The sequence below is a fragment of the Streptomyces sp. GS7 genome, assembly GCF_009834125.1.
GTDB lineage: Bacteria > Actinomycetota > Actinomycetes > Streptomycetales > Streptomycetaceae > Streptomyces.
In genome coordinates this window covers 6,684,877-6,699,043 of record NZ_CP047146.1, presented here as the reverse complement: position 1 = coordinate 6,699,043, position 14,167 = coordinate 6,684,877, and the positions used below count along the sequence as shown (strand labels likewise).

Below are 14,167 nucleotides of genomic sequence, written 5' to 3'. Positions count from 1 at the left end.
GACTGCCCCGCGCCCGCCCGCGGTTACTCGCGCGGAGCGCCGGAGGTCAACTAAGGTGATCGCCCCGATGAGCCGGCACCTGAAAATTCCATGGAAATGCCGGACTTTGCTCCGCTGATCGAAGGATGTCCAGGCGAACCGGGACGCAATACGCAATGCAGGGCACTGCACTGCACAGCCCTGCACCACACAGCGCTGCAGGGCCTGTGTTCCCTCTTATTCACCTACCTCGTGAAGGCAAGGCAGAGATGGCACGAAGCGCGCGACAGTCCCCCCAGCAATTCCCTGAACGGGAAACCCATCCGGTCGACGAGGTGCTCCCGCTCGGCAAACTCACGCTCTACGGTTTCCAGCACGTCCTCGCCTTCTACGCGGCGGCGGTCATCGTTCCGATCCTGCTCGGCAACGCCATCGGCCTGTCCCACGACGAACTCGTCTACCTCATCAACGCGGACCTGCTGACCTGCGGAATCGCCTCGATCATCCAGGCGTTCGGCATCTGGAGGATCGGCGCGCGGCTGCCGCTCGTCCAGGGCGCCACGTTCACCGCGGTCTCCCCGATGATCGCCATCGGGCTGGGCGCGGGCGGCGGCACCGCCGGACTGCTGGTCGTCTACGGCGCGGTCATCACGGCCGGTATCGCGACGTTCCTTTTCGCCCCGTTCTTCAGCAAGTTGGTGAAGTATTTCCCGCCGGTCGTCATCGGCACCATCCTCACCATCATCGGCTTCACCCTCATACCGCAGGCCCTCCAGGACGCGGCCGGTGGCGCCCAGTTGCTGGGCAAGCCAGAATTCGGCGACCTCAAGAACCTCGGATACGCGCTCGGCACGCTGCTGTTCATCCTCGCCGTCGTCCGGCTCGGGAAGCCGATTCTCAGCAGCGTCGCGGTACTTCTCGGACTCGTCGCAGGAACCGCCGCCGCCTGGCTGCTCGGTGACGCGGATTTCAGCGCGGTGGGGCATGCCGACTGGTTCGGCGTCAGCACCCCGTTCCATTACGGAATGCCCAAGTTCGAGCCGTTCCCGATCCTCGCGATGATCGTCGTCATGCTGATCACGATGGTGGAGACCACCGGCGACGTCTACGCCATCGGCGAGATCACCCGCAAGCCGGTCAGCAACGACACCGTCGCCCGGGCGCTGCGCGCCGACGGCGTCGCCACCGTCCTCGGTGGAATCTTCAACTCCTTTCCCTACGTGGCCTTCGCCGAGAACATCGGCCTGGTCCGGATGTCCAAGGTGATGAGCCGGTTCGTGGTGGTCGCCGCCGGCGGCTTCATGGTCGTGCTGGGACTGCTGCCGAAGGCCGGCTCGCTGGTCGCCGCGATCCCGCACCCGGTGCTCGGCGGCGCCGCCCTCTCCATGTTCGGCATGGTCGCCGCGGTCGGCATCCAGATCCTGGGCAAGGTGGACCTCCGCGAGGAGCGCAACGCCCTGATCCTGGCCGTCAGTCTGGGCGCGGCCTTCCTGCCCACCGCCGTCCATCCGTTCTTCGACCGGATGCCCCAGGAGGTCAGGGCGGTCCTCGACAGCGGCATCACGCTCGGCGGGCTGACCTCGATCGCGCTGAACCTCTTCTTCAACGTCTTCACCCGCCGCAAGTCGACGGAGATCGACTGGGACGAGTTCGCGGACGACGACGAGCCCGCGGTGGCCGAGCAGCCGCCGCACCCTCAGGGCGCCTACTGACGCCCGGCGTCCCGCGGGGAGGGGGCGGGCGCCGCCCCCTCCCCGCCGGCCCCGCTCTGCCGCCGGCCCTGCGCTCAGTGCACCGAGTGGAACGGCGGCGCCTCGCCCGCCTCCCCGATCAACTCCCAGAAGTGGTCCACCAGCCGGCGCAGATACGCCGACCGCTCGGCCGCGACCTCCTTGAGCCGGGCGTCGGCGTTACGGGCCACCACATGCCCCATGTACCGCTCGGCGAACTCCGCGAACTCCCCGTGCATCACGCGCAGCGCATCGCCCACCCGCGTCTTGTTCAGCGACGTGATCTCGCAGACCGGCCCGACATGCGACTTCCAGCGCCCCTCGATGGCCGCCCGCAGATGCCCGGCCAACTCGTCGACCCGGCCCATCACTCCGATCAGCTTGCGCAGCGACAGCCCCAGCGCCTCCACCAGCGCCTTGGTCTGCCGGTAGTCGCCGTGCCACTGGTTGGCCGCCTCCGCCGCCCGGTACGCGTCCGGATCCATCCCGATGAGCTGCGCCAGCCGCTCCGCGCTCAGCTGCCGCGCCATGCGGTGCTCGGCCAGCGTCCGCGGCTCCACGCCCATCAGTACCGCCGGCGGGCACCACAGCGCGTCGGCCAGCGCGAACAGCTGTGGCTCGGTGGGCGGCTGGGAGCCGTACTCCCACGCCTCGATCAGCTCGGGGCGCACCGGCGCACCGCACGCCGTCATCGCCTGGGCGACCTGAGCCGTGGTCAGGCCCACCCGGGCCCGGGCGGATCGGGCCTGTGCGGGGGAGAACGGAACGCTGTACACGTACGGGACACCTCGCTGCACCCGGCGAGCAGAGGGCGCTTCGGGGGAGGGGAGATGGAGGAACCTCCAGGGGCGGGCAGATTAACAGATGGGAGAGAGGTACGAATCTCCAGCTCAAAACTCCCGTACTGGGTATAGCCGATTCACCCTCGCCTACCGGTTGGTAGCGCATCCCGCGGCCGCCGCGACCGCCGGACGTAATCAAGGTGTTACGTGAATGAAGGTGTGGTGTCACAGTGATCACCGAGGCTGGCGTTTGCCGACGGGCCTTGCCGAGCAGAGTCGGTCGGTGTACACCTGACATCCGGTCCTCCCCCCACAATCCGATCAGGATGGGACCCTTCCTATGCGATACGAACTCGACCGCGCCCGCGCGGTCCGAGACCTGGAGCCTGTCTTAACGGCCGTGCGCCGGTACGCCGCCGTCCGTTCCGCGGAGAGAAGACGGATCCCCCTGCGGCCGCCGCAGTTCGCCATGTCATGCATCTGACAATCATGCCCGCGTACGCCGCCTGATCGCCGGGCGCGCCCCCACGCGCACCCCGGACACGCCGGCCCCCCACACGGCCGCCCGGGACCCCGGAACTCGCCCACGCCGACGGGCGGTTGAGCCGCCCTGCCCGCGTACGGCCACCGGGCACCCCCACGGCCGCCGCCGGCTTCCGCATGCCATCAGACGGAACACCGCCGGACTTCAGCCTGAAAGGACAACCCCAGGTGCTCACTTCGCACCGAGCCACCCCCCAGGGCACCCCCACGGCCCTGCTCCGCGAAACGGACGACCTGCCCGCCCCCGGGACACCCCCACCCGGCGGGCACGACGGCCATGGCGGCCACGTTCTCGTGGTCGGCACTCCAGGACCGCGACTGGAGCGCCTCACCCGGACCCTGCGCGCCACCGGCCACGACGTCAGCCACGCGCCGCCCGGCGAGGTGGACCCCCGCGTCCGCCAGGCACCCCCGGACGCCATCGTCGCCCTCGACGAACCGGGCGACCGGCACGCCGGCGTCGACGTCATCCGCGAGGTCCGCACCGTCCCCGCCGGACGGGCGCTGCCGCTGCTCATGGTCACCGACACCCCGGAACCGGCCGGTGTCGTCGACATGCTCCGCCACGGCGCCGACGACTGCATACCCGAAGCCTCCGACCCGGTCGAACTCTCCGCCCGCATCGAGGCCAAGCTCCGCCGCGTCCCGGTCCCCGTCGAGAACCTGCTGCGCGACCCGCGCACCGGGCTCTACTCCCGCCCGCACTTCCTCGACGAACTCGACCGTGAACTGAGGCGCCCCGGCGCCGCCCGGCAGGGCGGCGTGCTCGCCGTCATCGGCGTCGCCGAGACCGACACCCTCGAAGCCAGGCTCGGCCCCCGGGTCCGCCGCGAGATCGCCGAACGGCTGGCCGGTGTCGCCCAGCAACTCGGCGGCTTCTGCGACCGGTTCGGCCGGGACGACGACGGCAGGCTGCTGATGCTGCTGCCGGGCGTCGACGAGGAGACCGCACTGCGCGGTCTGCGGAAGTTCGCCGCCACCGTCGCCGGCACACGCTTCATCGTCGCCGACGAGAACGTCCGGCTCACCCCCGCCATCGGTTGGCTGCCGCTCGGCGAGTGCACCGACGGCGGCCCCTCCGTCGAACAGGCCCAGGACGCGGCACGCGAAGCCCTCCGGCACCGCGACCTCCAGCCAGTCCGGTACGCGCCCTGGATGCGCGGCACCCCCAACCGGCACCGGCGCCCCCCGCTGCGCACCCTCATCCGCCCCGCGGTCTCCGCCCTCTCGCCGGTCCTCGCGCTGCTGCTCGGCATCGGCGCGCCGTTCCTCCTCTACCAGCAGGCGTATCTGGCCGGTTGGGACCTGGGCTCGGCCATGTACTGGGTGGTGGTCGCCGGACTGGTGCTGTCCGCGCTGCTGATCGTCCTGGAATGCCTCTACTCGCTCGACGCCCCGTCCCGGCCCGAACGGCCCGGCGCGCCCTATCCGCCGGCCAGCGCGGTGATCGCCGCGTACCTGCCCAACGAGGCCGCCACCATCGTCGACACCGTCGAATCGTTCCTGCGCCTGGACTACCCCGGCGACCTGGAGATCGTCCTCGCCTACAACACCCCGCACGCCCTGCCCGTCGAGGACACCCTCCGCGAGGTCGCCGCCCGCGATCCGCGCCTGGTCCTGATGCCGGTCGCCGGCAGCACCTCCAAGGCACAGAACATCAACGCCGCGGTGACCCGCGTCCGCGGCGAGTTCGTCGGCATCTTCGACGCGGACCACCACCCCGCCCGGCACTCCTTCCGCGACGCCTGGCACTGGCTCTCCCACGGCTACGACGTCGTCCAGGGCCACTGCGTCGTCCGCAACGGCGAGAGCTCCCGGGTCGCCGAGACCGTCGCCGTCGAGTTCGAGGCCATCTACGCCGTCAGCCACCCCGGCCGCACCCGCCTCTACGGCTTCGGCGTCTTCGGCGGCTCCAACGGCTTCTGGCGCACCGACCTGCTCGCCCGCACCCGGATGCACGGCTCGATGCTCACCGAGGACATCGACTCCACGATGCGGGCCCTGAACGAAGGCGCCCGTATCGCCGTCGACCGCACCCTCCTCTCCCGCGAACTGGCGCCCACCACCCTCAAGGCGCTGTGGAACCAGCGCTCGCGCTGGGCCCAGGGCTGGCTCCAGGTCTCCCTCAAACACCTCTGGCACGGCCTGCGTTCGCCGGTCTTCACGGCCCGTCAGAAACTGGGCCTCCTGGTCCTGCTGGGCTGGCGCGAGGTCCAGCCCTGGCTGACCCTCCAGATCCTGCCGATCCTGGCGTACTCCGCCTGGAAGGCCGGCGGGCTCCAGAACCTCCACTGGACGGTGCCGGTCTGCGTCCTCGCCATGCTCTTCACCCTCGCGGCCGGTCCCGTGCAGGCGCTCTTCGCCTGGCGGCTCGCGGTCCCCGAACTCCGCGCCCGCACACCGTGGTTCTGGGCGTACTTCGTCGTCTCCACCATCTTCTACAGCCACTTCAAGAACATGGTGGCCCGTCAGGCGCACCTCAAGGAGGCCCTGGGCGACCGGCAGTGGCGGGTCACCCCGCGCGCCGCGGCGGCCAAGGCGGTGGCCCGCCGATGACCACCGCGACCGCCCCCGCCGCCCCGCCGTCCGCCCGGCAGGCCGGCCCGCCCCGCCGCCGGGCCCGCGACATCGACGGCTTCCGCGGACTGGCCGCGCTCAGCACCGTCGCCTTCCACGTCTGGCAGGAGTACTTCGTCTACGACGCCCGAGGCGGCCACCCGCCGGTGACGAACCCGGCCCTCGGCGCGGTGCTCTCCCTCGAAGTCATCGACCTGTTCTTCGTGATCTCCGCGTTCCTGCTGACCCTGTCGTACGCGCGCGCCGCCATCGACGGCGGCTCCACCCGGCCCGCCCGCGCCTTCCTCTTCCGGCGCGCGATCCGCATCCTGCCGCTGTACGTCCTCGCCGTGCTCGTGGTCTGGGCGACCCGCAACCCCGACCTGCCCGGCAACTGGCAGGACCTGCTCGAACACCTCACGTTCACCCACGTCTTCGACCAGGAGCGGATCTTCTACACCCTGGGACCCACCTGGTCCCTCTCGCTGGAGGTCCTCTTCTACTTCGTCCTGGTGGGCCTCGGGCCGCTGGCGGTGCGCGCCTGCCGGCCGCTGCGCCGGCGCGGCAGCCGGATCGCCCTCTGCGCGGCCGGCTGCCTGTTCCTGTACGCCGCGCCGCTCGCCTGGCTCACCGTCGCGCACTACACGCTCGGCATCCCGCACACCGACTGGGTCGCCTACTTCGGCCCGCAGGCCCGCTTCGGCGGCTTCGCGGCCGGTATGGCGCTGGCGGTGGCACTGACCGCCCTCGGCGACCGCGCCCGCCTCTCCCCGCGCACCGCGCTCCCGCTCACCGCGCTCGCCCTGGCCGGCCTCTTCTGCCTGTCCCTGTACTCCGACGAGGAGGGCAACACCTTCACCTACTACCACCCCATCGCCTCCGCGCTGTGGGTGCTGCTCCTCTTCAGCACCCTGCACGTCCGTCAACGCACCTTCTGGAACCGCTTCCTGACGATGCGTTGGCTCACCGCCGCCGGCCTGGTCAGCTACAGCCTCTTCATCTGGCACGAGCCGGTGATGCTGCTGCTCCACAACGCCGGTCTGCTGCCCGCCGGCCAGTCCGGCTTCCCCCTGGCCATGCCGATCGTCTTCCTCGCGGCCGTCCCGACCGCCGCGGTCAGCTACTGGATCATCGAATACCCGGCCGGACTCCTCGGCCGCCTCAAGGACCCCGGCGGGCGCCCCCGCGAGTTCTATCCCGAACCCGCGCTGCGCTGACCCCCCCGGCACCGGGGGCCGGCGTCCACGGACGCCGGCCCCCTTACGCGTCCGCGTCTCCGGACGCGTCTCCGGACGGGTCCCCGGACGCATCACCGGACGGGGCGGGGCCGTCGGCGAAGATCGTCCCCAGCCGGTAGTCCAGCGTCCGCCGCACCTCCTCCAACGTCCGCCGCCCGTGCAGCACGTCGCTGCCCAGCCCCACCGTCGCCGACACCAGAAGATCGGCCTCCGCCCGCGCGTCCAGCCCCGGTGCCGTCCGCCCGCCGTCCCGCGCCGCCGCGATGATGCCCGCGACCATGTCCTCCAGCGGATGCTCGTCGTGCAGGAACACCCGGGCGAGCGCCGGATCGGTCAGACTGCGCGCGTAGTACGCGGCGAGCACCCGCAGCGCGGTGGCCCGCTGGTCGTCCACCGGCAGGAACTCGTCCAGCACCCCGCGCAGCAGGCCGCGCGGATCGGCCGGATCGAACCGGACCCGCGTCCGGGCGATCCGCTCGTTCTCCTCGTGCAGCACATGCAGCGCCGCCACCAGCAACTGGTGCTTGCTCGCGAAGTGGTACTGCACCGCCCGCAGCGACACCCCCGCCTCCGCCGCGACCTCCCGCATGCTCGCCGCGTGCAGCCCGCGCTCCGCGGCGATCCGCCACAGCGCCTCGACGATCTCCCGGCGCCTGGGCGACCCGCCGCCGTCCGCCGGGGCCGCAGCCGGCTCCGCACGCACCGGAACCGGCGGCTGCTTCCGCCGCCGGTACGCCCTGGCCTGGCAGCTGCGCGAGCAGTACACCGCCGGCCGCCCCCGCCCAGCGGGCGCCAGCCGCGCCCCGCACATCCGGCACCCGGACCCGCCCCGGATCCTCATTTCGTCACGCTCCACAGCCCGCCAGCACCCCTCAAATTCCGTGACGAAAGCCCAATGAATCAGCAAGAGCAGGCCAATTAGGCACCCATCCCAATGGTACGTTCGTAACGTCGCTGCGGCGGAGCACCCGCCCGTACACCACACCGGGCGTCCGCCGGACAGACCCGCGGACCGCCTCCGCCGCGACCCCACCCACACCCCGTGCGCGGACTCCCGGAGGAGTGCCATGAAGTACGACGTCCTACAGATCGTCGGCGCGGCCGTGATGGTCATCGCCGGACAGAGCGTGTTCCGCCTGCTCATCGACCACGGCAACACCGGGCTGCTGGGCGGCCTCGGCGTCGGATTCCCGTTGCTGCTCACCGCCTATGCGGCGCTCACCACCGCCGGCGTCCTGCTCGGCGGCTGGTCCCACTCCCGCGCGAAAGCACTCGGCCGCCGGAACTGATCCGGCGGCCGGGAAAGGGCGGAGCGGAGGCGGGCGGAGGGGCGGTCTCGACCGTCCCTCCGCCCGCCGGGCGGTGGGTCAGCCCACGTGCACGCGCGGGCGCCGGCTCAGGTCCGGCTCGGCGCGGCGCAGCACCTCGCGGGTGACCGGGGCGACCTCGCCGTCGCCGAAGACCAGGAACCGCAGCAGGTGGCTGAACGGATGGCCCTCGGTCCAGTGGAAGTACGCGTGCGGGACCTGCCCGGTGCGGTCCCGCAGCTGCATCAGCACCGCGGCCATGGTGTTCGCCACCACCGCGCCCTCCACCCGCAGGATCCGCGCGCCGGACCGCTCCTCGCCGTGCACGTCCAGCACGGTGGTGAAGTCGGAGGAGTCCTTGACGACCACCTCCAGGAACAGCACCGGCCCGCCGTCGGGGATGTGCGTCTCCTCGCGCTGGCTGTACTCCTTCTCCCGGTAGTCCTCCGCCACGTCCCGCTCGTCGGGCTCGTTGGCGATCACCCGCAGCGGCCCGGCCACCAACGCCTCGTCGATCAGCCGCGCGGCGGTCTCGTCGAAGACGACCTCCACGGCACGCAGTTCGAAGGCGCGGTGGACCCGGGACGCGAACGACGTCAGCAGGATGCCGAGGATGAACAGCAGCGCGATCTTCAGACCGTCCGGCCGCTCGATGACGTTGGCGACCGTGGTGTAGCCGAAGACCAGGGTGATCGCGCCGAACCCGATGGTCGCCTTCCGGTTCCGGCGGTGCCGCGCGGCGACCGTGGACGCGAACGACGCGGACAGCATCAGCACCAGCACACCGGTCGCATAGGCGCCGCTCTGGTCGTCGACGTTGGCGTTGAAGAACACCGTGATGGCGAAGGCGATCACCATGAAGATCAGTACCAACGGGCGCACCGCGCGCGTCCATTCGGGAGCCATGCCGTACCGCGGCAGATAGCGCGGTACGAGGTTGAGCAGCCCGGCCATCGCCGACGCCCCGGCGAACCACAGGATGGCGATGGTCGAGATGTCGTAGACGGTGCCGAACGCCTCGCCGAGGTGCTGGTGCGCCAGGTACGCCAGCGCGCGCCCGTTGGCCGAGCCGCCGTCCTCGAACTCCTTCTGCGGGATCAGGATGGTGGTCGCCAGGCTCGACAGCAGCAGGAACCCGCTCATGATCAGCGCCGCGGTGGTCAGCAGCCGCCGGGTGTCCCGGATCCGCCCGGCCGGCTTCGCGGGGTCGTCACCGGCGTCGCCGGCTATCTGCGGCATCACCGCCACACCCGTCTCGAAACCGGACATGCCGAGCGCCAGCTTCGGGAAGACCAGCAGCGCCACCCCGACGATCGCCAGCGGTGAGGAGTGCTGGGCCATCATCGCGTCCCACCAGTTGCCGATCGCCACCGGCTTGGACAGCACCTGCCAGGCCGACGTGGCCAGCACGACCACATTGAGCGCCAGGTAGACCCCGACCAGCGCCACGGCGATCCCGATGGCCTCGCGGAACCCCTTGAGGAACACCGCGCCCAGGGCGGCGAGCAGCAGCAGCGTGATCCAGAGGTTCGCACCGTGCAGCATCGCCGGGGCGAAGGGGTTCTCCACGACATGGGCGGAGGCGTCCGCCGCCGACAGCGTCATCGTGATGACGAAGTCGGTCGCCGCGAACCCCAGCAGCACCAGCACCAGCAGCTTCCCGGCCCACCAGGGCAGCAGCCGCTCCAGCATCGCGATCGAACCCTCGCCGTGCGGGCTCTCCTTGGCCACCCGCCGGTAGACCGGCAGCGCACCCAGCAGCGTCAGCGCGATCAGCACCAGCGTCGCGAACGGCGACAGCAGTCCCGCGGCCAGCGCCGCGATACCGGGCTGGTAGCCGAGCGTCGAGAAGTAGTCCACACCCGTCAGGCACATCACGCGCCACCACGACTGCCCCTTGTGCTCGGCAGGCGGCGTGCCGTGCGGCCCGGGGTGCCGGGCGCTCTGCTCGCTGAGCCCGTCCATCAGCCAGGACCGCCACCTCGGCGAGGCGGGGGTGGGGGGCGGAGTCTGTTCCACCGGGGGCGGAGTGGGTTCCACCGTGGTACCGGTCATGCGGGCACGTCCTGCCGATCGTCGGTCGTCGGATTTGGCAACGAGGAGCGAGTATGCAACACATCCCTCTCGGCCCTTCGCGTCAGGGGCGCATCAGGAAACATTCGCGTGCCGTACCGGCCCCGTTAAAGTCCCCACCCGACCGCTCCGCACCGCACTCACCGGCGCACCCTGGCACCGGGTCCCCGCCCCGGGGGACCCTCGCGCTCCCGAGAACCCCGGCCCGCCCGGCACCGGAGCCGCGGCGACCGGGTCCGCGCAGGAGGTGCCCCATGGTCACCACCCATCACGCAGTCACCACGCGCTCCGCCGCGAGGCGCCCGGCCGCCGGGACGCGCGGCGCGGCGGAGCGGGGTGCGACGGCGCACCGGCCGCCGCCGACCGCCGACCTCGGGCGCGACCTCGTACTGCCGGTCGGCGCGGCCGTGACGGCGATGGTGGTGACCGCCCTGCTGGTGACCGGCCAGGCCGCGCATCTGTCCTTCTCGCTGGCGGCCTTCGCCCTGCTGACCGTCGCCGTCGCCGCCCCGGCGCGGCCGCTCATGGTCCCCGCCGTCATCCTCGTCTCCTGGATGTTCTTCGACGGATTCGTGGTGCACCAGCGCGCGGAGCTGGGTTGGCAGCAGGTGGACCGGACCAGCTTCTGCGTGCTGGCCGCTGCGGGCCTCGCGGGCGCGGGGTGCGCGGCGGCCGTCCGGGCGGTCCGGCGGCGTACGGCGCGGCGGGGAGCGTAACGGGCGGCCCGGCGCCTCGCGTTCACCGGGCGGACTCGTCCCACTGGTCGAGGAGGGCGTCGATCCGGTCGCCCTCCGGGGCGGGTGGGCCGGGTGCCTCGTCCAGCGCCTGCTCGGTCCAGATGACCTTGCCGCCGGGGGTGTACCGGGTACCCCAGCGCTGCGCGAACTGGGCCACGAGGAACAGGCCCCGGCCGCCCTCGTCGGTGGTGGCGGCGCGGCGCAGATGCGGGGAGGCACTGGTGCCGTCGGAGACCTCGCAGATCAGGGCGCGGTCGCGGAGCAGGCGGACGCGGATGGGCTGGGCGCCGTAGCGGATGGCGTTGGTGATCAGTTCGCTGAGGATCAGTTCGGTGGTGAAGCCGATCTCGTCCAGTCCCCAGGTCTCCAGGGTGCGCATGCAGGCGGAGCGGATGGGGCCCACGGCGGCGGGGTCGGAGGGGACGTGCCATTCGGCGATCCGGTCCGGGGCCAGCAGTCGGGTACGGGCCACCAGCAGGGCGATGTCGTCGCTCGGGCGCTCGGGGAGCATGGCGTCCAGGACGGCGGTGCAGGTCTGCTCCGGAGTGCGGTCCGGGGCGCCGGCCAGGGTGGTGCGCAGCAGGTCCAGGCCGGTGTCGATGTCCCGGTCGCGGTCCTCGACGAGTCCGTCGGTGTACAGGACCAGCCGGGAGCCCTCGGGCAGCGTCAGTTCGGCGGTTTCGACGGGCATGCTGCCGCCGAGGCCGAGCGGTGGGGAGACCGGTACGTCGGGGAAGGAGACGGTGCCGTCGGGGAGGACCAGGGCGGGGCCGGGGTGGCCCGCCCTGGCCAGGGTGGTGCGGCCGTCGACCGGGTCGTAGATGGCGTAGAGGCAGGTCGCGCCGGTGATTCCGGTGCTGCCGTCGCCTACCGGTGCCCCGTCCGCCCCGTCTGACTCGTCGGCCCCATCGCTCGCGGAGGACTCGGCGGCCGTGCCGCTGCCGGTGCCGTCGGCCGGGTCCCCGCCGGGCGCCTCGTGCGGTGCGGCGGGCCGGTCGGTGGACCGCTCGCCCTCGGGTGGCGGGTCGTCGGCCGCGGTCCGCACGGTGCCCTCCCGTGCCTCGTCCATGTCGATGTGGCTGACCAACTCGTCCAGGTGGCCCAGGAGTTCGTCGGGCGGGAGGTCCAGGGCGGAGAAGTTGAGGACGGCGGTGCGCAGCCGGCCCATGGTGGCCGCGGCGTGCAGGCCGTGGCCGACGACATCGCCGACGACGAGGGCGACCCGGGCGCCGGGGAGGGGGATGAGGTCGAACCAGTCGCCGCCGACGCCGGCCTGGGCGGGCCGGTACCGGTGCGCGACCTCCAGGGCCGTCTGCGAGGGGAGGGCCTGGGGGAGCAGGCTGCGCTGGAGGGTGATGGTGGTGGCGTGCTCGCGGGTGAAGCGGCGGGCGTTGTCGATGGAGACCGCGGCGCGGGCGGCCAGCTCCTCGGCGAAGGACAGGTCCTCCTCCTCGAAGACGTCGGAGGTCTCGGCGCGCCAGAAGTTGACGAGGCCCAGGACCACACCCCGGGCGCGCAGCGGTACGGCGATCAGCGAGCGGATGCCGTTGTCCAGTACGCGGCGGGTGCCGTCCGGGTCCTGGGCGCGCCAGTCGTGCGAGGCGCGCAGGTCGCGGACGAGGACCGGGCGGCTGTCGGCGAGGCTCGCGGTGAGCAGGGCGCCGGGCGCGAACCGGATCTGCTCGCCGACGCGGTAGATCGCCGAGTCCTCGGGGACGCCGCGGATCGCCAGCCGGCGCATCGGGCCGTGCTCCCCGGCGGGTTCGTCGCCGCGCAGCACCGGCTCCAGCAGCTCGACGGAGACCAGGTCGGCGAACCTCGGGACCGCGACGTCGGCGAGCTCCTCCGCGGTCCGGGCCACGTCCAGGGTGCCGCCGATCCGCATCCCCGCGTCGTACAGCAGCTTGAGGCGCCCCTGGGCGACCTCCGCCCTGCCGGTCAGCGCCCGGAGTTCGGTGGTGTCCCGGAGGGTGACGGCGGTGCCGCCGTACGGGGCGGTGGGGCGGATGTTCACCGCCAGCAGCCGGCCGCCCGCGGGGTGCACCTCGTCGGTGGCCGGCCGTCCGGAGGCGAGCAGGCCGGCCGTGCCGGGCTCCAGGCCCAGTTCCGTGACCGGGCGGTGTTCGGCGTCGTCGGGCAGGTCGAGCAGCCGCCGCGCCTCGTCGTTGGCGAGCAGCAGCCGGCCGTCGCTCCCGATGATGAGGACGCCCTCGCGCACGGTGTGCAGGACGGCGTCGTGGTGGTCGTACATCCGCGTCATCTCGGCCGGGTCCAGACCGCGGGTCTGGCGGCGCAGCCGGCGGCTCACCAGGGCCGCCCCGACCGTTCCGACGCACAGCGCACCGGCGGCCGCCCCGATCAGCAGCGGCAGCCGCTGGAGCGCCCATTCGTTGGTGCGCTGCACCCTGATGCCGGCGGCGACCAGGCCGACGACCGAGCCGTGCGAGTCCTGGACGGGGACGGTGGTGTCCACGGCGCGGCCGACGGCGGAGTGGGAGGTGGAGGTGTACGCCCTGCCGGCCAGCGCCTTGCGGTAGTCGCCGGGGACGGGCTTGCCGATCAGCTTGGGGTCGGGGTGGGTCCAGCGGATGCCGGACGGGCTGAACGCGACGAGGTAGTCGAGCCCGGCTTCCCGGCGGGCCTCCTCGGCCTTGGGCTGGAGCACGGCGCTGGGGTCGGCGGACTGCATCGCGGCGCGGGTGCCGGGGGCGTGCGCGAACGCCTGGGCGGCGACGACCGAACGCTGTTCGGCCTCCGCGAGGCTCGCCCCCTGCGCCTGCAGCGCGAGCGCGACCCCGGCCGCCAGCACCAGCAGCGCGACGAGGCCGAGCTGTAGCGCGAGCACCTGGCCCGCGACGCTGTGCACGCTCAGCAACGAGCGAACACGGCGCCTTACATCACCTTTTCGCCCGAAATTTTCCATCACGCGCCATATTTAGCATTCTGTCTCCCGTATCGCGATCAGCTGCGCCGACGTCATAAGCAATCCTTTTGGAATGACAAAGTGCCTTTATGAGGGCAAATTTGGTCGGTTGTGCGGGCTGACGGGCCGTTGGGAGGCGGCGCGTGACGGCTTCGGATCGCCGGCCCGGTCAATTCCACGCGTGGTAGCGGGCGTGGAACGCACGGTAGTCGCACGCATATGCGGAACCGCGGATTCACGGCATCGAGCGTTTCCGGCCGCGGGCCCGCCAACGGCCCGTTGCGGGCGGCCGATTCCCG

At 72.1% G+C, this 14,167-nt stretch carries 9 protein-coding genes; 5 read left to right on the top strand and 4 right to left on the bottom strand.

What is annotated here, in order from left to right:
* The first annotated feature begins 248 nt into the window (after positions 1-248).
* Positions 249-1,691: a nucleobase:cation symporter-2 family protein gene (locus GR130_RS29100; RefSeq protein ID WP_159507465.1), complete on the top strand. Its 1,443-nt coding sequence runs from the start codon at positions 249-251 to the stop codon at positions 1,689-1,691.
* Between the two features lie 74 nt (positions 1,692-1,765).
* Here GR130_RS29100 and GR130_RS29095 read toward each other — a convergent pair whose 3' ends face one another.
* Positions 1,766-2,401 (bottom strand): transcriptional regulator, encoded by a 636-nt coding sequence (locus GR130_RS29095; RefSeq protein WP_159510289.1) that lies wholly within the window; start codon positions 2,399-2,401, stop codon positions 1,766-1,768.
* Positions 2,402-3,202: 801 nt separating this feature from the next.
* Between GR130_RS29095 and GR130_RS29090 the strand changes: the two genes are divergently transcribed.
* On the top strand, positions 3,203-5,590 hold the full coding sequence (locus tag GR130_RS29090; RefSeq protein ID WP_159507464.1) for a glycosyltransferase: 2,388 nt from the start codon (positions 3,203-3,205) through the stop codon (positions 5,588-5,590).
* On the top strand, positions 5,587-6,807 hold the full coding sequence (locus GR130_RS29085; RefSeq protein WP_236573622.1) for an acyltransferase family protein: 1,221 nt from the start codon (positions 5,587-5,589) through the stop codon (positions 6,805-6,807). The genes GR130_RS29090 and GR130_RS29085 overlap by 4 nt, the downstream gene beginning before the upstream one ends.
* Before the next feature lie 43 nt (positions 6,808-6,850).
* Here GR130_RS29085 and GR130_RS29080 read toward each other — a convergent pair whose 3' ends face one another.
* A complete protein-coding gene (locus GR130_RS29080; RefSeq protein WP_236573620.1) occupies positions 6,851-7,531 on the bottom strand; it encodes a TetR/AcrR family transcriptional regulator in 681 nt (226 codons plus the stop codon).
* Positions 7,532-7,895: 364 nt separating this feature from the next.
* Between GR130_RS29080 and GR130_RS29075 the strand changes: the two genes are divergently transcribed.
* Positions 7,896-8,117, top strand: coding sequence for a hypothetical protein (locus GR130_RS29075; protein WP_159507462.1), 222 nt, complete (start codon positions 7,896-7,898; stop codon positions 8,115-8,117).
* Positions 8,118-8,195: 78 nt separating this feature from the next.
* Here the strand turns inward: GR130_RS29075 and GR130_RS29070 are convergent, their stop codons facing one another.
* Positions 8,196-10,190: an APC family permease gene (locus tag GR130_RS29070; RefSeq protein WP_201305030.1), complete on the bottom strand. Its 1,995-nt coding sequence runs from the start codon at positions 10,188-10,190 to the stop codon at positions 8,196-8,198.
* Positions 10,191-10,462: 272 nt separating this feature from the next.
* On the opposite strand from GR130_RS29070, the gene GR130_RS41005 reads away from it, so the two are divergent.
* Positions 10,463-10,924, top strand: a complete 462-nt coding sequence (locus tag GR130_RS41005) for a DUF4118 domain-containing protein (protein WP_236573612.1) — start codon at positions 10,463-10,465, stop codon at positions 10,922-10,924.
* Between the two features lie 22 nt (positions 10,925-10,946).
* Here GR130_RS41005 and GR130_RS29060 read toward each other — a convergent pair whose 3' ends face one another.
* Positions 10,947-13,820 (bottom strand): SpoIIE family protein phosphatase, encoded by a 2,874-nt coding sequence (locus GR130_RS29060; RefSeq protein ID WP_159507461.1) that lies wholly within the window; start codon positions 13,818-13,820, stop codon positions 10,947-10,949.
* Positions 13,821-14,167: the final 347 nt, after the last annotated feature.